This is a genomic window from Candidatus Kuenenia sp., from assembly GCF_027493735.1.
GTDB lineage: Bacteria > Planctomycetota > Brocadiia > Brocadiales > Brocadiaceae > Kuenenia > Kuenenia stuttgartiensis_A.
In genome coordinates, this window is sequence record NZ_JAOSKF010000018.1 from 292,384 (window position 1) to 314,374 (window position 21,991).

Consider the following 21,991-nt stretch of genomic DNA (forward strand, 5'->3'; position numbering starts at 1 on the left):
GGCAAATGTTAAAACCCCCGCCCCGCCTTTATTTGATTATCACAGTCATTTTCCTGCTTCTGACTGATGAATCCGAATTCGGCCGACCTCGACAATCCAAAGCTTCTTCTCTACGGGCATTTGAGTGAGTAATTGTAGAAATTGCAGGACCAGTTGTTCCAGCAAAGCAAAACCTGGATTCCGGGGAATACGAATGACAACTATGCCACTTGCTGAACATGGTGGAAAGCTGATTACATCCGCAAAATCCAAGTCCAGCGTTATCAGACAACGTTGTTCCTTACAGCATACCTCATAGAGATTTCGATCCAAACACCCCTGGAGTTCCTGACTACGGACTGTTTGAATGTCATGTCCCGCTGCACGAAAAATTTCCTGTGTTCGTGTTCCAAAGTTCTCATCTAATTTAAACTTCATCCTGTCGTCCCGGTTGGTATTTCAACATATCGTTCTCGCGCCATCTCAGCTCCATAGGCAAGAGCAGCCCGAACATCTTCCTCCGTCAGTTGAGGATATTCTGCAAGAATCTCCTCAATACTCATCCCATTGGACAGAAAATCAAGAATCAGTGATACCCAGATGCGAGTGCCACGAATGCAGGGTTTGCCAAAGCAGACACCCTGATCGATGGTAATACGTTGTAAAAGCGGATTCATATTCGTTTCTCCTTATCTGAAAAAGCCATTATCTGTTTTGCATCCCTTATATTCTGCGACAATTTAAGACTTTTGGCTAATATAATCAACTAATTTGTTAAAGGAAACAAAAGGCCACATATTCCTCCCTGCCCTTCACATACATATTTTCATTTCGTTGCTTCCGCTGAAATTACTACAAATAATCCTTTTCCAAAGCCTTCTTCAATGGGTCTCTACATTATACATTACGGGTTCACAGATTGTGATTTTTTAAAAGTTGCCGTTGTAGAGCGACGAGGCTCGTCGCTCTACATTGAGAAAGCAACCAAAGGCCTACTTTATTTGCCAGAAAGTGCAAAGAAATTACTTATAAGGTGCTAAACCTTTTCGCAGACAGTGCTGCGAAAAGGAAATCCGAAATACTAAGCACGAAATACGAAACAGGCAGGTTTTATGGCCACAGCAAACGGACACATCTCATGGTCTTGGTTTTGAACATTTGAATTTTGAGTTTCGGTATTGTTTCGAATTTCGACATTCGACTTTCGTATTTAGACGCTTTGATATATCGACAAAATTTTGTCGATGTTGAGGCGCTAATCGCCTAAATGGATATATTTTTTATTTCTGAAGCGCCTTTACAATGGCCTCGCCGAACTTCTTTGCCGATGCAGGTCCGTCTGCCGTTATTATATTCCCGTCTCTTTCAACGCCCTCGCCGGTGTAATTTGCCCCTTCGGATTTGATATCATTTACGGTGGAGGAATATGTTGTGGCTTTTTTCCCTTTAAGCAATCCGGCTTTTGCAAGCGTCACCGGCGCTATGCAAATTGCTCCCACTATTTTGTTTACCTTGTTTGCCTCTTTGGCAATCGTATGCGCCGTAGGGTTGTCCCAGTATTCGCTTGACCCTGTCCCCCCCACAAATATTACTGCGTCATAATCGCCAACAGCGATATCCGTAAAAAGGATATCCGGAGATACTTTTGCCCCTAACATCCCCTTTGATTCTTTTAATGAAGAAGAAGCGATTGTTACCGCCGCACCGTTTTTTTCCAGAATTGCCTTTGGTTCCAGCAATTCTTCGTCCCTGAAATTATTTTTTGCGATAATTATTACAACCTTTTTTCCTTTTATTGACTGCATGGCATGTGCCTCCTTACTGTTAATAACGCTACAGAATGTAAATAAAATAAATGGTATAAGCGCTAATCGATATACAAGGAACGTCTTTTTCATTTTTGTTCCCTCCGGAATGAGTTGTAAGATATGGTATTACCATGTAAAAACTTCTTTTTTTGTAAGTTTTTCTTTGTACTACTATCCATCAACTTCTTGTTTTTTATGCTCGTTTTTCAAAATGCATAACCGTAAGGCATTGATTAGATGAGGATTACGTAAAGTTTGGAGCATTGGGTTTTTTGTCATTTGAATTTGTTTCGTATTTCGATATTCGTATTTTGAATTTGGTTGCGGCCAAAGGCCGCGCCAAGCCCTTTGTGGTTAAACTCTTTTCGGTTGCGGCTTTGCTATGCTATGGTAACAATTCAGACTTTTGGAGAAATGGAAAATCAGGGGCACATTCCCCATAAAAAGCACATTCCGCAACCAAAGTGTTTTTTATTATTGCCAGTACATAATGTAATATATAATTGATAAACAACTGTTTTCATTTTACCTTTGAAAGTCTGTTCCGGCAAATACGTTTTTTTGATGGGAAAAGTTAACTATCGTTTCCCGGAAACTTATTTGGAGAAAGCGAGTATAAGATGAATGCGATATATGATGCCGTAGTGGTAGGTTCAGGCCCTTCGGGCGCTGCTGCTGCAAAAAGGCTGACCGGCGAGGGACTCCGGGTACTGGTATTGGAGAAAAAGAAACTTCCCCGATATAAGATATGTTCAGGCATTATTTTTAAAAAATCCCAGGAGATCACCGAACGCTATTTTGGCAGGATTCCCGATGCCGTTTATGTACAGCCAAAGCTGTTAAAAGGGGTAAGGTTCTGGAGTGATCTTGGGAATTATTCAGACTGGCCGTTTTCAAAGGATAGTGAGGGGGCGCCGAATGTATGGCGTTCGGAATACGATTACTGGCTTATCAGCAATTCCGGGGCAGAAGTGATGGATTGTGCTGTGTTTAAAGGGTTTGAAACGGAGGGGAATGCGGTTGTTGTTCATTATTATGATGCCAGAGAAAATAAAATCCGCCAGGCAAAATGCAGGTATTTGATAAGCGCCGAGGGAAGTGTTTCTTGTATCAGGGCAATGCTTTCACCAGCATTTGAGCGTAATGTGAAATGGTTTATTGCATATCAAAATTATTATGAAGGGCAGTCCAGTTTAGACCCATATTTTTATCATGGATTCCTTGACCAAAAATATGGCGAAGTGTATGCATGGTTCAGTGTAAAGGATGATTTGCAGGTGTTTGGCACATCCGTAAGAAAGGGGGCTAAAATCCTTCCTTGTCTAAATGCATTTCACGAAATGTTGGAGAAAGAACATGGGCTGGCATTGAAAAAATTGGTGCGAAAGACAAGCTGCCTGGGAAATACTATGTGCGCTTCGGGGAATTTTTCTCTGGGGAAGGGCAATATCCTTCTGGTGGGGGAAGCCGCGGGGTTTTTGAATGCCTTTGGAGAAGGGATTTCATGTGCATTGTCGTCGGGGCTTTTTGCTGCGGAAGCGATATGCGCCTGTATTAAATCGGGCGAAGATGTGATTTCTGCGTATACGGAATTGACAAAGAAGGAAAGAAGGCAGACTTCGGTATCGTGGAAATTAGGGGCAAAAATAGCAGGAAGGGATCTTATGCCTCTATAATATTACTCCGTAAAAACATCTTTTTTTGTAGGTTTTTGTTTATTGAAGATTGCTAAATCGTTCGATTGAGCTTACGACAAAGTCCGAAGCACGAAATCCGAAACGATTTCAAAATTACAAATTCAAATGTTCCAAACCTCGTTTTTAATTTCTTTAATTTGATATTAGAATTTCTTTCGGATTTCGATATTCGAGTTTCGAATTTGTCAAAAAAACAACAGTATTTATTATTCAGAACTAAGTAACTTTTCCTGGTTACTGCTGCGCCTCGCTATGAAACAGTCAGCATTGGCAAATATTCCGAAAATAAGCGGTCAGGAAGATTTATCATACACGTCAGCGGAAGGACATCCGTTTTAAGAGCAGGGAGTTTGTTACTACGGATACGGAAGAAAGCGCCATTGCAAGTCCGGCATATTCAGGTTTAAGGCTGATGCCAAAGAAAGGATACAGGGCGCCGGCGGCAACCGGGATTCCAATGGAGTTATAAAAAAATGCCCAGAACAAATTTTGCCGTATCTTTGCCAGTGTTTTTTTCCCTAACCGGATAGCCCGCACAATGTCCATAATATCATTTTTCATAAGTATTATGTCGCCTGCCTCCTTTGCAACGTCTGTTCCCGCGCCAATGGCAATGCCTACATCCGCCTGCGCCAGGGCCGGCGCATCATTTATGCCGTCGCCTACCATTCCCACCTTCATTCCCCGTTCCTGATAGTTTTTTACAATGTCCCTTTTTTCTCCCGGCAAAACTTTCGAATGGTATTCTTTTATGTTTACCGCGGAAGAGACGGCATTTGCCGCAGGCTCGTTATCTCCTGTAATCATTACGGCACGTATATTCATTTTTTGTAATGACGCTACCACGTCCTTTGCGTTTTGTTTTATTGTATCCGCAAGCCCCAGCATGCCCTTGCAGACATTGTCGTAAGAGACGTAGAGAATGGATTCTCCCCTATATTCCAACTCCCCTGCTTTGTTTCGTAAGTCTTCAATATTGATATTGTTTGATGTCATAAGCGACTCATTGCCTATCATCAGTGCTTTATCCCTGTATTTGCAAAGTATCCCGCTGCCGGCACGTTCTTCGAAGTCCTGAACTGTATCCCATGTAAAATTTCTTGCCTTTGCTTCGTCAACAACTGAAAGGGAAAGGGGATGATTAGAAAAGGCGCAGCCTGCGGCGGTGAGGGTGAGCAGTTCATTATCATTTATTTTTCCCGACGGGAAGATGCTTGTCACCCCAAACCTTCCTTCGGTAATAGTGCCTGTTTTATCAAATACGATAGTGTCTATACGCGCAATCTGTTCAAGGGCGCTGGCTTTTTTTATGAGTATTGAATTGTTGAGTCCAATGCCGCTCCCCACCATAATGGCAGTTGGCGTAGCAAGCCCAAGGGCGCAGGGACACGCTATTACCAGGACTGCTACCGCCGTTTTTAAAGCCCATACAAAGGGAGGGTGGGAGTGACGTCATAAAATATGAGATACCAGCAGAAAAACGTTATTATGGAAATAGCGACAACGATTGGAACAAAGACATTGGACACTTTATCCGCAAACCGCTGTATGGGAGCCTTGTCCATCTGGGCGTCTTCTACCATAGTAATAATCTGAGATAAAACGGTTTCCTCGCCTACCCGCAAGGTTTTTATAATGAGGACTCCCGTTTTGTTAATGGTTGACCCAATAACGCTGTCGCCTTTTTTCTTTACAACCGGCATTGATTCGCCAGTTACCATGGATTCATCAATTGTTGCCGTTCCCTCTGTTATTTCACCATCCACCGGAATAATTTCACCGGGCCGTACAATAACCGTATCTCCCACCTTAAGTATGGAGGCGTTTACTTTCGTTTCCTTTCCTTCAGGGGACAACAAATGCGCTTTGTCTGCCTGTAGTGTTATGAGTTTTTGCAGCGCCTTGCCTGCCCTGCCTTTTGCGCGTTCTTCCAGATACTTTCCGATGCGGATGAAGGCAATCAGCATTACGGATGTTTCGAAAAATGCGTGGCCTGAAGCGCCAAAAATGCCGAAAACGGCAAAGACGCTGTAGAGAAAGGCAGACAAAACTCCTATGGAGACGAGAACATCCATGTTGGCAAAAAGATTTTTAATGGATTTATAGGCGCTGATAAAAAAGTCCATACCGGAACCAAGAATGGTGATTGTTGCGATTCCCATCTGCAGGAAGGAAAGGTGCTTATTATCCAGTCCTGGAAAAGGAACATACATGATTACCATCATTACAATGGAAGCTGCAATGCTATAAATCAGCCATGCTATCTGAACGGACCCTTTTGATGATTGGTCCATTCGCATCCTTTCTTTTGCAGTATAACCAATGCTTTTTATGCATCTTGCGATACTACTTTTGTTTATAGCATGTGTATCATAGCTGACCAGGCAGGATGCCGTGGAGAAATTTACTCGTACCGATGTAATACCTTTTACTTCACGCAGCCTTCGCTCAATAGTAGCGGCACAGTTAACGCAATGCATGCCGGAAATATCAAATTTAATAGTCTGTTCAGCCATTTTGCCTTCCTATGGTATTACCTGTAAAAACTTTTTTAAATAAGTAGAGAAGCATGGCCATGCTTCTCTACTTTTTGGGTTGCGGATTGCTGAGTCTGGTGTATTGCGAACAATCTTATTCGTAGCAAACGGTTACAAACTCAGGTTCTACCATACTGCTAAGGATATCGCACCGTGAAATAATCCCGACAAGCATATCGTTCCTTACTACTGGGACCCTGATAATATTGTGCTTTGTCATAAGGTCGATAATTTCCTCTATGGAGGAATCTTCTTTTACGCATACAGGGGTTTTTGTCATAATTTCTTCAGCCGTTACCTGTTCCAGTTTTTTTCCCGCCTGAATCACTTTGAGAAGATCGAATTCGCTTACAACACCAATAACCCTTCCTTTTTCGTCCACCACGGGTACTCCGCTATACATGCCTGATAGAAGTTTTACCGTTAAATCCCTGCCAAGGGTGTTTCTTTTTGCCGCAACAACTATCTTATTCATAACATCTTTTGCAAGCATAATTCTCTCCTCCTTTATAAAAGATAAAAACCTTAAAATAACTTTTTCATTATATAACAAATTCTGTACGAAAGTCTTTTCAAAAATCATGTAACACTTTAGTTTTACAAAATCATACAATCATTTTTTATGTGTAAAATGCCGGCAAAGGGGAATGTGTCGCATAAGAGAAAAACCCTTGATAACTCTTAGTTTTGTTGATACCATTTGAACTTAAATTATTTTAGGGTAAAACATTGAGGAATTTATTTTGAAACCGTTTATTTCATCCACAACAATTTTATCAGTGAGAAAGGGCGGACATGTTGCCATAGGCGGCGATGGGCAGGTTACTATGCAAGCCACGGTGGTGAAGCATGATGCTAAAAAGATTCGACGGTTGTATCATGATAAGGTACTGGTCGGGTTTGCCGGTTCGTCGGCGGATTCTTTCGCGCTTATGGAGCGTTTTGATGCAAAGCTGGAACAATACCAGGGTAACGTGTTGCGGAGCGCACATGAACTGGCAAGGGAGTGGAGAACAGATAAGGTATTAAGAAGACTAGAGTCCCTCCTGGTGGTGGTAGATAAACAGCATTCTTTTCTGATCTCCGGAAGCGGCGATGTGATTGAACCGGATGACGGTATCATTGGCATTGGATCGGGAGGTTCGTATGCGGTTGCTGCTGCCCGCGCTTTGGCAAAACACACTCCGTTGTCTGTGAAAGAAATTGTTGCGGAATCGTTGAATATTGCGGCGGATATTTGTGTCTATACCAACAAAAATATCAAAGTGGAGGAAGTATAGAAGTGGAGGAATTGACGCCTCGAAAGATTGTTGAGGAGCTTGATAAATATGTTATTGGGCAGAAAAGCGCCAAGCGCGCCGTGGCGATTGCGATACGAAACCGCTGGCGCAGGCATCAGCTTTCTGAGGAATTACGTGAAGAAATTTTACCAAAAAACATAATAATGATAGGGCCTACCGGCGTGGGAAAGACTGAAATAGCACGCCGCATGGCATCTATGGTAAAGGCGCCCTTTCTTAAAATCGAAGCATCCAAGTACACAGAGGTTGGATATCACGGACGTGATGTTGAATCTATGATACGCGATATTACCGAAATTGGCGTTAATATGGTAAAGGCAGAGATGGTGAAAGATGTTCAGGGCAAAGCAGAAGAGCTAGCGGAAGAACGCCTCCTTGACCTGCTATTGCCGCCGACTCCAAAGAATTCTGAGAAAATGGATAAGGAAAAAGAGGTGGCAAAAGAAGACCAGCGTATAAAAACAAGGGAAAAACTCAGGAAAAAATTGCGGGATGGCGCTCTTGCTAACCGCACGGTGGAGCTTACCGTACATGAAAAGTCATATGTGTTGCAGGGATTTGTCGCCGGTGTGGAAGATATGGGGATAGATTTTCAGAACATGATGGAAAAAATGATCCCGCCGCGGGCACAGGTCAGAAAGGCGCCGGTTGCCGAGGCAAAGAGGATTTTAATACAGGAAGAAGCGGAAAAACTTATTGATAAGGAAAAGGCAATACAGGAGGCGATTCGCAGGACAGAACAGTTTGGGATTATTTTCCTTGATGAAATTGATAAAATTGCGGGGCGCGAAACAAGCAGGGGCCCTGATGTGTCCCGCGAAGGGGTGCAAAGAGACCTCTTGCCGATTGTAGAGGGCACCACCGTTAATACCCGATACGGAATTGTCAAAACAGACCGTATTCTTTTTGTTGCAGCAGGAGCGTTCCATGTCTCAAAACCTTCGGATTTAATTCCTGAGCTGCAGGGGAGATTCCCTATTCGTGTTGAACTGGAAGATTTGGGGAAGGAAGAGTTTTTACGTATTTTAACAGAGCCAAAAAATGCGTTACTCAAACAATATAAATCACTTCTTGAGACAGAAGGGATAAAGGTTCATTTTAAAAAGGAAGCCATTGAAACTATTACGGAAATTGCCGTGCAGGTAAATAAACGTACTCAGAACATTGGAGCAAGGAGGCTGCATACTGTTTTGGAAAAACTGCTGGAGGACGCCTCCTTTGATGCACCTGATATGGAAGGGGGTAAGGAAGTGATTATTGACGATAAGTATGTTAATGATAAATTGCAGGCAATTGTCAAAGACGAAGATCTTAGCCGGTATATATTGTAAAAAATGAATAAGAGACAAACGTACGCGAAAAAAGAAAACTTATTTCGTTTAATGTATTTCGGCCATCATTATTAATACTCCAACCACTTCAGGAATATTCCCGCTGTATCATCCAACGTATGTTTCCCGCCTATAATGCCCCTCTCCTTAATCCCATTACTATAAAAACGAGCCTTGCTGTTTCGTCAAAACCTTTACGATAGTTGCTTAAGGTTATGAAGCCAATCATTGCGGTAAATTGTGATTATCGCTGGGAAAAAACCCGGCCTCATTCTTTTGTATACAGAGAGTATTGCGATGCGATAATCATGGGGGGAGGCATACCTGTTTTATTGCCTGTGCCGAGAGAAAAAGAGGAGGTTGTTTCTCTTTTAGAAAAAATGCACGGACTTCTTCTTACCGGCGGGGATGATATTTCCCCTGAATTGTACGGTGAAACAAGGCATAAAAACACGACATGCATCCATCCTGACAAAGAAGTTTCAGATATTGCCCTTTTACATCATGCCCTTCAATTAAAGATCCCCGTTTTTGCTATATGCTATGGCATTCAGTTGATAAATGTTGTTTGCGGGGGCGCCCTTATTCAGGATATTCCCAGCCAGAACACCAAATGTTGTAATCATAGGCTAACCGGTAAAAAACAGACACATACTGTCACCATAAAAAAAAATACCTTGCTCCATAAGGTTGTGGGAGAAGAACACATTGAGGTGAACAGCGCACATCATCAGGCTATAAAAAAAACGGGCAGCGGTTTAATTGTTTCTGCCCGTGCACCTGACGGAATCATTGAAGCCATTGAAGGCAGAGACCATCCGTTTTTGTTGGGGGTGCAATGGCATCCGGAGCGTCTGTGCAATAGTTCCTCACACAAAAAAGCACTCTTTTGTGAATTTATACGCGCCAGCGAAACATTCAGTGAGGAAAGAGAAAGGCAATCCTGGCGGTAGATGTATAAAATGGAACGGAGAGAACACCATTCAACCGTGCGAAATGAGCAAAAAAATGAATTTGGGTGGGTTTGACAGCAACTTTATTCTGTTATTGATGTTAATGTAGCGACGCATGCAATGCGTCTCTACAAAAATATTGAAATGCCTGTTCATAATTTCAGGGAAGTTACCGGAGAGATGAATTGCTTCAAAAACGGTCGCTATTGCTGCATTTACTGCAAACGCCGAAGAAAGATATCTGAAAGCCGGAAACAGAGAAATCTTTTCTTAATGAATCATCAAGTTTTATATTGGCGGTAAAAGCTTCGTGAATGTCATATATCTCCCTGCAATCAGAACAAATAAAATGATGGTGAACACTAATATCAGGATCATAATGCTTGCGGTCTTTATCAATGGTGAGTTCCTTTATTTCACCAAGATCCCTTAGCGTTTCCAGGGTTTTGTAAATTGTGGTAAAAGATACGGACGGATACACCTTTTTGACTTTTTTGTAAATCTCCTCGGCAGAGGGATGAGAGGTGTTATTCTCCAATACTTTGAAAATCATCAATCTTTGCGGTGTAATTTTAAGCCTGTTATTCTTTAATGTGTCCGTAAGTTTTTCTACCGTTTGCATGACAAATAGTAAATCCTAATAAAAAAACAGTCCTAATAAAAAATAATTATTAAACAATTAATACATTATTTAAAAAACAGTGTTATATGTCAATAAAAAATTAATGATGTTATCATAGCAGGGCAAAGCAGGAATTTAAAACCATGCGGGACAAAAGCATACTGATGGTTGCAATTGAAAGATGAATCAAAATTTTGAAAGAGGAGCATTCCCGATTTTTTGTAACCTTTTGTGTGATTGGGGCAAAACAACGCTGCCAGGGGTTAATACTACTGTATGTTTCATTAAAACATGGCAGAACCGGGAATACACCCAGATCAACCCCACAAGGGCATGAAAGCTGCAAGGGTGTGTGGCAAGCCTGTCCCCCGTTGGCGGGGGATTAAGGGGGTGGAATTGTCTACGGAGGAAATCTGGGAGGTTTATAACATGAATAGCCATAAGTTTTTCTTCTAATTTCTACGCTCTCAGACTGGGTCAAATGAACTTTGTTGTCTCAAAAATGGGGGCAACTCCCCGCATTATGCCTGTTTTTGACCCTATTTAGTGCTGTTTTCCCATTAAAGTGGAGAATGCCTGTCGTAAAATTAGGATAAAATTGTCCATTTGACCCGTCTGCGGAGCGTGGGAAAGAGGGTCAAATTTGTTTTCATAATAAAGGGGGTAGTTGAATCGATGGAGAAATCCAGTCCACCCTCTGCACACCCGCCAGCGGGTGACATGGTTTGAACAGGAGCATTCCCGATTTTTGGTTAACTAATGGTACATTGTAACACAAGCATCCCGGCTCGAAAATAAGACTACAAAAAATAGTTTAAGTACAGATACTACAACACTATATGGCTATAAAACCATTTTCATCGTTTCTGGGTGTTGCAAATGCAACATGATGACTGCTTCTGGCATTTTACCCTCAAGCTGGAAGTTCGTATTTTTTATATCTCGCTTGGTGCTGGTATCGCCAGCGTAGGTTTACAAGGTGCGATTCAAATCCCAAATCGTAATTCGTAAATCGCCCCCCCCTGTTTCACATGCGTATGGGGATTATTGTTGCAAGCGATTCAATTGATTTTCTGAATGGGGTATTTCGCACATATTTCCACCTCTCATCATTTGGTTCCGGCGCCTGTTTGGTAATGTTACGGATAAAAGGAAGCCCCCTGAGACCCTCATTCAGCGCAAAGGCATGCGTCCGGGAATTTGCTTCACCCATAGGGACTACATCGGTTACAAAATCAACGAACACCTGCATATCGTCAAAGATTTCAGTAGTCACTGTCCGTCCGGCCTTAAAATTGCCAATGGTGGCGTCCGGAATAGTTTCCAATAAATTTATACCTGCAAACAGTGCATTCTCGCTGACATGTATTGCGCTCCTTGGCACGCCTACTACAATGTCTTTGAAAACAGCATCAACAAATATCTTTTTGAAAAAGTGTTTTGTTGCGTCGAGTGCATTTGTAGGGGAGCTTTCCCCTTCCGGGGTGTATTTGCCAAGGGTGAATCCGCTGGCAATATCTTTAAAGAAATTTATTATTGTGCCGAAAAAACCGACTTTTCCCCCCGCCTGAATGGAACCATTGCTATCAACATACTTAAATGGCGCGCCGGCGCCTACGTCTTTAAAAATGTTAATAATATTTTCGCCGGCATCTTTCAGGTCTTTTCCTACTCTTTTACTAAATTGAGATTGATTTAAGTCATAATCTATTGTATTTGTTTCTTTATTAAGCGCAAAAGAGTCCCCGCCGGGTTTTGATAACAGTTGGTCTTCTTTGTACATTATTAGCTGTTCTATAAACGATGGTGAGGTTTTTCCTTTTTTTATGTTTTCAGAGGCTGTTTGAATGGCAAAACTATTACGCTCTAACTGCGATAAAGCTGGTTTGCCGGTTTCTATAGTTTGAGTGGCGGAATGTGACGTCGTTTGGGATGCCTGGCTTTTTAATTCATGGTTAATAATATCCCGGAACAAAGAATTGTCAGTACCTTTGGCAGCATCTGTGGTGAAACCAGAATTGACCTGGGTACTGATCGTCGAAATTTCTGTACTCTGTATCATGATAAACCTTCTTTAAAGAATGTTTTCGTATGAGGCATAAGAATTTTTAGCAAATATAGTGCCTTTAAAATAATAGGGGTGAAGCATTTGCCTGCGTAGAAGATAAGGACTTAAAATGCTACATACCCGACAACTCCGTTTTGTTGAACGAGTTATAACTATATGCAGCAAACGCTTCGCCCAAATGGGTAAGTGATTTTATTTTAATGTGAATATATATTAAAGAAAACGGTGTGGAAAAATTTTCCCCGTATTGTGTCCTGATATTGTTCAGAAAGGAATGTTTTTATAATGACGGTATTGATAGAGATGAGTACCATGTGTTTCAAAGACACAGAGGTGTTTGCAAAGGTAACAAATTGTAAGGAAATGGTTGAATCACAAGGGTTTGAATTTGGTATTCAAATTCATAATACCATTTCAAGGGAGTTGTATAACAAAATTAAGGGATATAATGTAAAGTATACCGTTCATGCCCCATTATTTTCTCAACATTTCATAAATCTGGCAGGAGATAATTTTGAGCGTATTGTTGAGGATTTTGAAAACACGGCAAATATTCTTGAAGAGTTGAACAGCACTATTGCCGTGCTGCATGGATTTTTCATGACCACAAAACCAATTAAAAATGATCCTGCCAACTATGGGAATGTATTGCGCGAGGCAATAGACAGTAAATACCTTTTACACAATACCCGTGTAATGAATCCGGAATATTTAGCTACGGAAGAGTTTCAGGGCTACCAAAAAGGGGTGAAAATAAATATGGAGAGGCTAAGAAGCCATTTCCCGGCCTACATCCTGTGCATTGAGAATGATTTTCCCGGGCTTGGGAATGGAAATCAAACACCGGAGCATTTAAAATATCTTGATTGCCCAATCTGGCTGGACGTCGGCCACCTATGGGCATCAGCGATTTTAAATAAATTTGATTTTTACGAGGGAATTAACGAGATATGTACGCAATGTAGTGTTATGGGGGTGCATTTAAATACAAATCAAACGCCACTCGATTGGAATTTCAAAGCGCCAATGGGAGATACCCATTCGCATTTTTCTACTGACTATGATATGGATATGGAAAAAATCATTTCTCTTCTTAAAAAAAATCACATTACGCATTTTACCATCGAAATTATTGGTGGAAATGAAAAGGATGTAGCATTTTTCATTGAGACATATCGAAATGCGTGATAGTGTGTATGGTCGAAATCATTTGCCCCGGCGAAACCGGCAACCGACAGATTGTGGATTGTAGATTGTCTACCCTCCTCCCCTAACTCAATCAATAAACTTGACAAAACAAAATTTATTAGTATCATGCGGAAGTCTATTTTTTTTACATGAGAAATCGTATCTATAATTTAATTTTGAAATGGTAAAGATAAAATGTACAGGATATTAGTCGCATCGAGTATTGCTTTTTTCACATTTTTGGTAATTATGGGGCCATTGACGTATCGGACACTTATCCCCGCATTGGAAAGCGAGGTGAAGAACCATTTGATCTCGGTACGGGAGATAAAAAAGGTGCAGATTCAAAACTTCTTTTATGAAAAATACGGAGACGTGCATATCCTTTCCAAAAACCCCCTCGTAGAACAAAGTTTACCCCGATTCTCCAATGCATTTAGATCTGCAGGTTTAGATTCTGCCTCATACAAACAGGTCGATACCTATTACGGACCTCTTTTAGAACATTACCAAAGACGGTTCGGTTATCAAAACATTTTTCTTGTTGATAAAGACGGAAATGTTGTTTTCGGGATAAAGCGCAATGAATACCTCGGTACAAATTTAAAAACAGGCGTTTTTAGCTCATTTACCATTGGAGAAGTGTTTAAAGAAGGTTTAAATAATATTAAATTTTCTGATTTGACATGGAGTGAGGAATCAAAAGATTTTGTCTTTCTGGGGGCTGCCCCTGTGTATGATGCTTCTAATACTCTTTTAGGGTTGGTGATGGTTGAAATACCTTTTTCAAAGATTGATCCTATTTTATTGCAAAGGGATGGATTAGGGGAAACCGGGGAGATTTATGTGGTTGGTGATGACAACTTCATGCGGTCAAAGTCAAGGTTTTTGAAACAAAACACTATTTTAAAACTGGAAATTGACACACAGGCAACGAAAGAAGCGCTTGCGGGGCATACGGATATAAAAATCATAAAAGATTACCGCAATATCCCCGTACTCAACGCCTATACCCCCCTTGAAAACCTCAGGGATGTCCACTGGGTGCTTTTGATAAAAATAGATAAAAAGGAGGCGTTTTATGCCGTGCTTGCCTTGAAAACAAATCTTATCATCATTGGTACGGTCATAGCCGTTATCACGATTGTTTATCTTTATTTTTACTTTCGGAAAAGACATTTGCAAAGTGGTCATGCAAGGCATTAAAAGGAAATATACCTATTGGATATTCCCTGCATTTTACCACCTTGTTGTAGGCCTTTTTCTCTTTAATAGCCGCTAGTTTTTTTTGTCTGTTCCCGAACTCAGTAGTTATTTGTTTAAACATAGACGCATTCAATTTTTTGATTTGATGGAATAACTGACTTCGTTTCTCCTTGTCGCTTCCCCTCATCCTCTCTATCAATGCACGTTTTTCCTCCACCATTTTTAAAAACAGGGGATGTTGCCTTGTTTTTCCCGAAGCGTGTCGTTCGGGATTGGTGCGCATATCGTTCAGCTCTTTTTGTAAAGCAGGGAATGTTTTCGCGTCAATATCATGTGTTTTGACAGGTAGAAATAATGTGGTTGTTGTCGTAATATATTTTGGCGGGTTTATATGAAAGAAATCTTTCATGATGCCATTTGTTATCACATCGTACCTTGATCCGCCGATTCCATGGATAAATACATCAGACAGGAATAATCGGGAAAACATCGTTAGGGTAATCGCCCTGGGCCGCAATTTAATAGGGTGGAAAGGATGCGACGCCAACGACCTGAGTCTGGAGATGATTTTCTGCGGATCTTCATCTTTCTTTAATGCCAATTCCATTTGATTGCCATTTGTTACTATTATGGAACCGGCATCATATCGTGCATAACATTTATTACGTGCGCCGCCTTTTTCCCATATCCAAAAGGGCAGTTCCACCAAGGTATCATGTATTTCCAGGTCGGGAACCGGATTTGCTTTAGAGGAAATGGCATGAGTGTTTCGATAATCATTTAATTTTTCGTTATGAATTTCTGTAAATTGTTTTGCATTGTACAAAATGTGCAGGAAAAAAGAGTAGAACCCTTTCGTGTTACACATCAGCGAAACAGGGATTTCAAGATTTTTAATGCCAAAGGCGTTTTCAAGACCCTTTCTTGCCGCCGTAAACAATCCCGTCATGTCCTTGCAGCCTTGCTGATACGCATGCCGTATTTGATACATAAAACAATCAAACATGATTTGCATATCTTTAACGGTATTTTTTACGTCGTCGTGATTGTTTTTCCGGAGCAATGCATCAACTTTATCTTTAAAGCGTTCTATCACCTCTATCCTTTCAAGCGAAATTTCTTCATAAGCCTGAGTTTCTTTCCCCTCAACAAATGATACTTTCTGAATAGATGCTGATTCTTCGGAGAAACACGGCACATACACAAAACCAGCCTTACATGAATCACTGTCCACAATAAGATTTATGCTTATACCTTTTAATTTCTCTGCCAAATAATATGCGAGATGGTTTTTTATCCATATCCCTGGATGATAGAAAATGGGTTCATGTCCGGTGAGTATTATTGGTATACTTTCAGGACAGTAACGATGTGAGATTATTGGTTCAACAGGCAAAAAACTTTCGTATAATTGTTCAGCGGCATTTTTTCCGCTATCATTTACCGTGTGGCTAGTTGTTTCGCTGAATTTGTGCGGTAGGAACGAAAAGATTTTTTTTGTGTATTGTGTTGCGATGTTTAATAATTCCAAGCGGGTTTCATTCCGTAATGTCTGAAAAGTGATATCAGTTATTTTAAAGGCATAATGCTGTATTTCCCGCATATTGTCTCGCGTCAATTCCGGGGCGTCTCCGATAGGCGGATAAAAAACGGACGCTTCGTTTTCCGGTATTTTATAAGGAATATTTTCTGTTGCCATTTTCAAATGATTCTGTTTTAGTATTTTAAACCAACGTAGGCATGGTTTTATTTTGCACTGAATAAAGCCATGTTTTTAAAAACAGGCCGTATAAAAATATGTCTGATTAGGAAAAGAAATGCTCGAAAATAACATTGAAAAAGTTTTAATCCTTGATTTTGGATCTCAGTACGCGCAGCTTATTGCCAGACGCGTAAGAGAAAACCATGTGTACAGCGAAATAGTATCACACCTTATTACTGCAGAACAAATAAAAAAGATAAAACCAAAAGGCATTATACTCAGCGGCGGACCTGCCAGTGTATATTCAAAAAATGCACCGGGATGTGATGAGGAAATAATGAAACTAGGAGTGCCTGTTTTGGGCATTTGCTATGGCATGCAATTGGGATGTATGATGCTTGGCTCAAAAGTAAGCCCTAGCGCTGCAAGAGAATATGGGCGTACTTTATGTGCCATCAGCGGTGAAAACAGATTTTTAAAAACCCTTCCACAAGAGATCACGGTATGGATGAGTCATGGCGATATCGTTACTGAATTACCGGCGGAATTTGAGTCGCTTGCACACACAAAAAATTGTCCTTATACGGCAGTAAAGCATAAGAATAGGGATTTCTATGGGGTACAATTTCATCCGGAAGTGACACATACGCCAAATGGCAGTCAGATCATAAGGAATTTCCTCTACGAAATATGCCATTGCTCGGGAAACTGGAAGATGGATTCCTTTATTGAAAAATCGGTGAATGACATAAATAGACAAGTGGGAAACGGGCGCGTCGTTTGTGGCTTGTCCGGCGGGGTTGATTCCGCGGTAACTGCAGCGCTTATTCACAAGGCAATTGGCAATCGTCTTTCGTGTATTTTTGTTGATAACGGACTGTTAAGAAATTTTGAGGCAGAAGAGGTAGTTAAAACATTTAAAGAAAATTTTTCAGCAGACCTCCATGTGGTTCGGGCGCAGGACCGATTTCTGGGGAAATTAAAGGGTGTATCAGACCCGGAAAAAAAGCGTAAAATTATTGGTCATGAATTTATAAAGGTATTTAAAAATGAGGCGCAAAAGATAAGCGATGTACAATTTCTCGCCCAGGGCACATTGTATCCTGATGTTATAGAAAGCATACCTGCACATGGCGGCCCGACAGTCACTATAAAAAGCCATCACAACGTCGGCGGATTGCCTGAAGAATTAGGGTTTGAACTGGTTGAGCCATTACGATTTTTGTTTAAGGATGAAGTAAGGAAAATAGGTGAAGAACTGGGGCTTCCGAAAGAATTGGTCGGACGCCATCCATTCCCAGGGCCTGGTTTGGCTATCCGGATAATAGGAGAAATTAGCGGACAGCGTTTAGAAGTCTTGCGTAAGGCAGATAAAATAGTCATTGAGGAGATATGCAAAGCGGGCTTATACAATAAAATTGCTCAGTGTTTTGCGGTGCTCCTGCCGTTAAGTACCGTTGGGGTTATGGGTGATGAGAGGAGTTATGAAAATGTGATTGCTGTTCGTGCGGTAGAAACAACAGATTTTATGACTGCAGACTGGTACCGCATTCCCAATGAAACGCTCGGAAGTATTTCTCATCGGATTATAAATGAGGTGAAGGGCGTTAACCGTGTGGTATATGACATAAGCACAAAACCTCCGAGCACAATTGAATGGGAATAGTCGGAATGACAGATTGTTGTTAAACGGCATAATAGAAAATCCACAGTCCTCAATCTGTGGATTGCCGATTACAGAAGGGACAATTAAATATTTTCCCAAAAAGCATGCACTGACGAATGGAAGTGTGCGAAGAAATTACTGATAAGGTACTAAAGCGTTACCATTAAAAAAGGCGCTGTCTCCAAAGAGACAGCGCCTTGTATTTTTCCGTAAATCTAATCCCTCAAACCACAGTAATGCATGAGGTCCGGAATTAGTGCCCGGCAGGTATCTTCAATGTGCTAGTAGATTCCATCTCAAGGTGGTAGCCAATCTCGCCGTGCTGAGTAATATCCAGCCCGGTGTCTTCTTGTATTTCTGCTGTCCTTAAGCCTATCGTATACTTGAGAAATAATCCGATAACCATTGTCACTGAAAATGCGTATGACCATGAAATCAGGAAACCAATACATTGTAAGCCCAATTGTTTGAAGCCTTCCATACCCCATCCAATGAATAAGCCGTCAACTCCATCAGGCCCCATTACCATTTTGGTACAATATAGACCTGTGGCAAAGGCGCCTATCGTACCGCCAATCCCATGTACTCCAACTACGTCCAAAGCGTCGTCATATCCAAAAAGCGCTTTTAGCTTCATGCTGGCAAAGTAACATCCAACACCCGCCATAATTCCAATCTGTATAGCGCCTAAAGGCCCTACAAAACCAGACGCCGGGGTTATGGCTACAAGGCCGGCAACTGCGCCTGAAGCCGCACCGATAAGCGTAGGTTTTTTCCTATGAATCCATTCGCATACCATCCAAACGAAAGCAGCAGTGGCTGCAGACGAGTTTGTTATTACCCACGCAAATGCCGCCCTTCCGTCAGAAGCCAGTTCGCTGCCAGCATTAAAACCGAACCATCCGAACCAGAGCAGGCCCGTGCCGAGTAGCACCATCGGGACATTGCATGGTGGCCTTATGTTTTGTTTCTTGCGTTTTCCGAGTAATATCACGAGGGCAAGGGCTGCCGCACCTGAATTTATGTGTACCACCGTTCCGCCGGCAAAATCCAGCACTTCCCAGGCTTGGAGGAAACCGCCGCCCCACACCCAATGACATACCGGGTCATATACGGCAGTCGCCCACAGGGGAATAAATATTAAAAGTGCGCTGAATTTCATGCGCCCTTCAACTGCACCCATGATAAGCCCCACGGTAATAATCGCAAATGTTGCCTGGAATGCCAAAAAAGTGTATTCCGGAATGGTGCCGGAGAGTGTATCGGGCGTTATACCGCGCAAGCCGACCTTTGCCAAATTTCCGATAAAGTTGCCGCAATCCTCTCCAAATGAGAGAGAGTATCCCCAGAATACCCATTGGATACTGATTACCGCCATACTCATAAAAACCATCATTAACATATTTATGATATTTTTGGATGAACACATGCCGCCATAAAAGAAGGCAAGGCCCGGGGACATCAGAAGTACTAATGATGCCGACATAAGAATCCATGCATTATCGCCCGAATCCAATACATCGTCACCTGCCAATACTACGGATGATGCGGCCATCACCAGTACAAGGCTTAACATTGTCAGTAAACTAAATTTTTTCATTTTTAAAACCTCCTATTCGTCAGTTTAAAAATCCTTATCTTTAAATTTGCAGGAATAATGCTAAATTGCCTTTTCCCCGGTATCTCCGGTCCTTATTCGTATAACATCTCTTATATCGTAGATAAAAATTTTACCATCACCGATGCTGCCGGTTTGTGCCGCATCAACGATTGTTTTGGTAATTTTATCCACATTTTCATCTGTAGTGATGATCTCTATCTTAATTTTAGGCAGCAAATCCACAGAATACTGTTTGTCGCGGTATACTTCGGTTATTCCCTTCTGTGTGCCGTGTCCTTTTACCTCCGAGACGGTCATACCGGCTACCCCAATGGCTTTTAGGGCGTCTTTTACGGCTGTTAATTTCTGGTCCCTGATAATTGCTTCAATTTTTTTCATTACTACCACCTCCCATTAACGAAAACAATAAAGAGAAAAAATATTCGTAAAACATGACAAAAAACTAAAACCTCCTTTCATAGAAATAATGTGAATTAGTCTGGAACAATATTCGTTTCAGACAATAAACAAAAAAAACCGCAGTCGTCATGTTGCAAGCGCAACATGACGACTGTTGTTGATGTTAGTATAGAGAAGCATTGCATGCGTCTCTCTGTTGTATCAACATTTTCATTACGTATTCGCAATGCGTCTCTACAAAAATATTAAAATTCCTAAACGTCAAGGCGAAAAGTGCAGTGCTTGTTCTTATCGCAAGTACATCTTTATTGCCTTTATTGCCTTAACCAAGCCATGGTTATTAAGGATAAAATATTTACGAATAATGAAGTTTAGGAGGCGAATGTTACATTATCTGTTTTTGGAGTCAGGGAAAATTTTTAAAACAATGTAACGCTATAGTTTTTTGAAAAATCCGTCCAGGCATTTAACCGTATAGGGAATAGCCTGATGTTACAAAATTATTGATAGCACCCGGAGCCATGTTCGTAGAGATCCAGGCCTTTTTGCTCTGCGCTGATGGGGTCTCTTAATCCTATAACACGTTTTAGGAAAGAGAGAAAAAGAAAGCCCATTCCCAGACACCACACAATTAAGGTGATGCTGGCGATAAACTGGGAGAGCAATTGCCAGCCTGAACCTGTAATCAATCCTCTTACTTCGCAATATGTCCCGTCTGCAAATACACCTACTGCAAGTAAGCCCCATATCCCGTTTACTCCATGAACCGATATGGCGCCCACAGGATCGTCAATCTTTAGTTTATTTTCAATGAAATCGAGGCTGAAACATGTCAATGCGCTGCCGATAGCCCCGATTACAATAGCCGCCCAATGGGGAACATATGCACCGGATGCTGTAATTGCAACACAGCCTGCAAGAGCACCGTTGCATGCCATGCTTACGCCAAACGTTTTTGTCATAAAATAAGAAATATAGAGCAGGGTTAGAGCACCTGCGGCGGCGGCTAAAAAGGTGTTAGTTGCTATTATGGATACGCGCAATTCTGTAACGGCAAGCGTACTGCCGGCATTAAATCCAAACCAGCCGAAAATTAAGATAAGTGTCCCTATTACTATATACAGAAGGTTATGTCCGCGGATAACATTCGAGCTGCCATCCGGATTGTACTTGCCATATCTCGGCCCAACGCGCCAGGCCGCGACAAAAGCAATCAGTCCCCCTACTCCGTGTACAACTCCCGAACCTGCAAAATCTCTTGCCCCTACCCCAAATGGCAGCGTTTCCAGCCAGCCGTAGCCCCACATCCAGTGTCCATAAACAGGATACAATATGCCGCAAAGGAAAATACTATTAAGCACATGGGCATGAAACTTACATCTTTCCGCGATAGCGCCGGTTACTATCGTAGAGGCAGTAGATGCAAACATAACCTGAAATAACCAGAGCGCAGAAATATGAACGTCGTATGAGTCGCCTATCAGCAAAAATCCGCTATAACCGATAAATTTGTTTCCGTTGGTAAGCCCGGGAGCAAGTTGAGAACCTCCAAACATTAAAGCAAAGCCAAAAAGCCAGAAAATTATTGCTCCGGCGCAAAAATCCATAAAACTCATAGTGCCGTAATTCAGGGTATTCTTCTTTTGTACAAATCCAGCCCCAAGGAAGACGAAACCAACCTGCATATTAAAAACCAGAAAAGCGCTCATTAATATCCAGGCGAAGTTTACCGAAAATTTTAATCCCTGTATACTGTCAGAGTATGTTTCTTTTCCGCTGGGGTCTCCTGCAAACATATCATTTGCCAGGCATGTTACTATGACAATTAAAGTGATAAAAAGAAGACACCTTTTCAATACACCACTCCCAATAAATTTTTTATAAATACTATAATGTCAGGGGAAAAAATTTTT

19 protein-coding genes are annotated in these 21,991 nt (G+C 41.5%); 7 read left to right on the plus strand and 12 right to left on the minus strand.

The window, feature by feature from the left end; all coding sequences use genetic code 11:
- Window positions 1–45: 45 nt before the first annotated feature.
- From M5U24_RS09795 to M5U24_RS09805, 3 genes are all read right to left on the minus strand, one after another.
- Window positions 46–417, minus strand: a complete 372-nt coding sequence (locus tag M5U24_RS09795; RefSeq protein WP_099325768.1) for a DUF5615 family PIN-like protein — start codon at window positions 415–417, stop codon at window positions 46–48.
- Window positions 414–656, minus strand: a complete 243-nt coding sequence (locus M5U24_RS09800) for a DUF433 domain-containing protein (protein WP_099325767.1) — start codon at window positions 654–656, stop codon at window positions 414–416. Before M5U24_RS09800 ends, M5U24_RS09795 begins: the two co-directional genes overlap by 4 nt.
- A gap of 603 nt (window positions 657–1,259) precedes the next feature.
- On the minus strand, window positions 1,260–1,877 hold the full coding sequence (locus M5U24_RS09805; RefSeq protein WP_197705202.1) for a DJ-1/PfpI family protein: 618 nt from the start codon (window positions 1,875–1,877) through the stop codon (window positions 1,260–1,262).
- A gap of 530 nt (window positions 1,878–2,407) precedes the next feature.
- On the opposite strand from M5U24_RS09805, the gene M5U24_RS09810 reads away from it, so the two are divergent.
- The gene (locus M5U24_RS09810) at window positions 2,408–3,463 is read left to right on the plus strand and encodes an NAD(P)/FAD-dependent oxidoreductase (RefSeq protein ID WP_099325765.1); all 1,056 of its coding nucleotides are present in this window, start codon (window positions 2,408–2,410) and stop codon (window positions 3,461–3,463) included.
- Window positions 3,464–3,799: 336 nt separating this feature from the next.
- On the opposite strand, the gene M5U24_RS09815 is transcribed toward M5U24_RS09810, so the two are convergent.
- The 3 genes from M5U24_RS09815 to M5U24_RS09825 all read right to left on the minus strand — a co-directional run bounded on the left by M5U24_RS09815 (window position 3,800) and on the right by M5U24_RS09825 (window position 6,514).
- The gene (locus M5U24_RS09815; protein WP_099325764.1) at window positions 3,800–4,885 is read right to left on the minus strand and encodes a heavy metal translocating P-type ATPase; all 1,086 of its coding nucleotides are present in this window, start codon (window positions 4,883–4,885) and stop codon (window positions 3,800–3,802) included.
- A 17-nt stretch (window positions 4,886–4,902) separates the two neighbouring features.
- Complete coding sequence (locus M5U24_RS09820) at window positions 4,903–6,000, minus strand: HAD-IC family P-type ATPase (protein ID WP_298202293.1); 1,098 nt, start codon at window positions 5,998–6,000, stop codon at window positions 4,903–4,905.
- 115 nt (window positions 6,001–6,115) lie between these two features.
- A complete protein-coding gene (locus M5U24_RS09825; protein WP_099327063.1) occupies window positions 6,116–6,514 on the minus strand; it encodes a CBS domain-containing protein in 399 nt (132 codons plus the stop codon).
- A 250-nt stretch (window positions 6,515–6,764) separates the two neighbouring features.
- Here M5U24_RS09825 and hslV point away from each other — a divergent pair, with 250 nt between their 5' ends.
- From hslV to M5U24_RS09840, 3 genes are all read left to right on the plus strand, one after another.
- Window positions 6,765–7,301 (plus strand): ATP-dependent protease subunit HslV, encoded by a 537-nt coding sequence (hslV, locus tag M5U24_RS09830; protein ID WP_099325762.1) that lies wholly within the window; start codon window positions 6,765–6,767, stop codon window positions 7,299–7,301.
- A 2-nt stretch (window positions 7,302–7,303) separates the two neighbouring features.
- Complete coding sequence (gene hslU, locus M5U24_RS09835) at window positions 7,304–8,653, plus strand: ATP-dependent protease ATPase subunit HslU (RefSeq protein WP_099325761.1); 1,350 nt, start codon at window positions 7,304–7,306, stop codon at window positions 8,651–8,653.
- Window positions 8,654–8,868: 215 nt separating this feature from the next.
- Window positions 8,869–9,606 carry a gamma-glutamyl-gamma-aminobutyrate hydrolase family protein gene (locus M5U24_RS09840; protein ID WP_099325760.1) on the plus strand — a complete coding sequence of 246 codons (738 nt, stop codon included), beginning with the start codon at window positions 8,869–8,871 and terminating at the stop codon, window positions 9,604–9,606.
- A gap of 190 nt (window positions 9,607–9,796) precedes the next feature.
- Here the strand turns inward: M5U24_RS09840 and M5U24_RS09845 are convergent, their stop codons facing one another.
- Together M5U24_RS09845 and M5U24_RS09850 are read right to left on the minus strand one after the other, a co-directional pair.
- Window positions 9,797–10,228, minus strand: a complete 432-nt coding sequence (locus M5U24_RS09845) for a transcriptional repressor (protein WP_099325759.1) — start codon at window positions 10,226–10,228, stop codon at window positions 9,797–9,799.
- A gap of 1,027 nt (window positions 10,229–11,255) precedes the next feature.
- Complete coding sequence (locus tag M5U24_RS09850) at window positions 11,256–12,290, minus strand: hypothetical protein (RefSeq protein WP_099325757.1); 1,035 nt, start codon at window positions 12,288–12,290, stop codon at window positions 11,256–11,258.
- A gap of 291 nt (window positions 12,291–12,581) precedes the next feature.
- Between M5U24_RS09850 and M5U24_RS09855 the strand changes: the two genes are divergently transcribed.
- Window positions 12,582–13,484: a hypothetical protein gene (locus M5U24_RS09855; protein WP_099325756.1), complete on the plus strand. Its 903-nt coding sequence runs from the start codon at window positions 12,582–12,584 to the stop codon at window positions 13,482–13,484.
- 195 nt (window positions 13,485–13,679) lie between these two features.
- Entirely contained in the window at window positions 13,680–14,690 is a 1,011-nt protein-coding gene (locus tag M5U24_RS09860; protein WP_298202297.1) for a cache domain-containing protein, read from the plus strand.
- Here M5U24_RS09860 and M5U24_RS09865 read toward each other — a convergent pair.
- Window positions 14,623–16,389, minus strand: a complete 1,767-nt coding sequence (locus M5U24_RS09865) for a hypothetical protein (protein WP_298202299.1) — start codon at window positions 16,387–16,389, stop codon at window positions 14,623–14,625. The two genes, M5U24_RS09860 and M5U24_RS09865, sit on opposite strands and share 68 nt — an antisense overlap.
- A 118-nt stretch (window positions 16,390–16,507) precedes the next feature.
- On the opposite strand from M5U24_RS09865, the gene guaA reads away from it, so the two are divergent.
- Window positions 16,508–18,058, plus strand: coding sequence for a glutamine-hydrolyzing GMP synthase (guaA, locus tag M5U24_RS09870; protein WP_099325753.1), 1,551 nt, complete (start codon window positions 16,508–16,510; stop codon window positions 18,056–18,058).
- A gap of 253 nt (window positions 18,059–18,311) precedes the next feature.
- Here the strand turns inward: guaA and M5U24_RS09875 are convergent, their stop codons facing one another.
- The 3 genes from M5U24_RS09875 to M5U24_RS09885 form a co-directional block, all read right to left on the minus strand.
- Window positions 18,312–19,658, minus strand: coding sequence for an ammonium transporter (locus M5U24_RS09875; RefSeq protein ID WP_099325752.1), 1,347 nt, complete (start codon window positions 19,656–19,658; stop codon window positions 18,312–18,314).
- Between the two features lie 60 nt (window positions 19,659–19,718).
- Window positions 19,719–20,057 carry a P-II family nitrogen regulator gene (locus M5U24_RS09880; RefSeq protein ID WP_099325751.1) on the minus strand — a complete coding sequence of 113 codons (339 nt, stop codon included), beginning with the start codon at window positions 20,055–20,057 and terminating at the stop codon, window positions 19,719–19,721.
- 521 nt (window positions 20,058–20,578) lie between these two features.
- Window positions 20,579–21,934: an ammonium transporter gene (locus tag M5U24_RS09885; RefSeq protein ID WP_230408001.1), complete on the minus strand. Its 1,356-nt coding sequence runs from the start codon at window positions 21,932–21,934 to the stop codon at window positions 20,579–20,581.
- Between the last annotated feature and the right edge of the window lie 57 nt (window positions 21,935–21,991).

Excerpts from the sequence above, each read along its gene's own strand:
- M5U24_RS09795 (WP_099325768.1), bottom strand. The coding sequence starts at position 417 with ATGAAGTTTAAATTAGATGAGAACTTTGGAACACGAACACAGGAAATT.
- M5U24_RS09800 (WP_099325767.1), bottom strand. The coding sequence starts at position 656 with ATGAATCCGCTTTTACAACGTATTACCATCGATCAGGGTGTCTGCTTT.
- M5U24_RS09805 (WP_197705202.1), bottom strand. The coding sequence starts at position 1,877 with ATGAAAAAGACGTTCCTTGTATATCGATTAGCGCTTATACCATTTATT.
- M5U24_RS09810 (WP_099325765.1), top strand. The coding sequence starts at position 2,408 with ATGAATGCGATATATGATGCCGTAGTGGTAGGTTCAGGCCCTTCGGGC.
- M5U24_RS09820 (WP_298202293.1), bottom strand. The coding sequence starts at position 6,000 with ATGGCTGAACAGACTATTAAATTTGATATTTCCGGCATGCATTGCGTT.
- M5U24_RS09825 (WP_099327063.1), bottom strand. The coding sequence starts at position 6,514 with ATGCTTGCAAAAGATGTTATGAATAAGATAGTTGTTGCGGCAAAAAGA.
- M5U24_RS09840 (WP_099325760.1), top strand. The coding sequence starts at position 8,869 with ATGAAGCCAATCATTGCGGTAAATTGTGATTATCGCTGGGAAAAAACC.
- M5U24_RS09845 (WP_099325759.1), bottom strand. The coding sequence starts at position 10,228 with ATGCAAACGGTAGAAAAACTTACGGACACATTAAAGAATAACAGGCTT.
- M5U24_RS09850 (WP_099325757.1), bottom strand. The coding sequence starts at position 12,290 with ATGATACAGAGTACAGAAATTTCGACGATCAGTACCCAGGTCAATTCT.
- M5U24_RS09855 (WP_099325756.1), top strand. The coding sequence starts at position 12,582 with ATGACGGTATTGATAGAGATGAGTACCATGTGTTTCAAAGACACAGAG.
- M5U24_RS09860 (WP_298202297.1), top strand. The coding sequence starts at position 13,680 with ATGTACAGGATATTAGTCGCATCGAGTATTGCTTTTTTCACATTTTTG.
- M5U24_RS09865 (WP_298202299.1), bottom strand. The coding sequence starts at position 16,389 with ATGGCAACAGAAAATATTCCTTATAAAATACCGGAAAACGAAGCGTCC.
- guaA (WP_099325753.1), top strand. The coding sequence starts at position 16,508 with ATGCTCGAAAATAACATTGAAAAAGTTTTAATCCTTGATTTTGGATCT.
- M5U24_RS09875 (WP_099325752.1), bottom strand. The coding sequence starts at position 19,658 with ATGAAAAAATTTAGTTTACTGACAATGTTAAGCCTTGTACTGGTGATG.
- M5U24_RS09880 (WP_099325751.1), bottom strand. The coding sequence starts at position 20,057 with ATGAAAAAAATTGAAGCAATTATCAGGGACCAGAAATTAACAGCCGTA.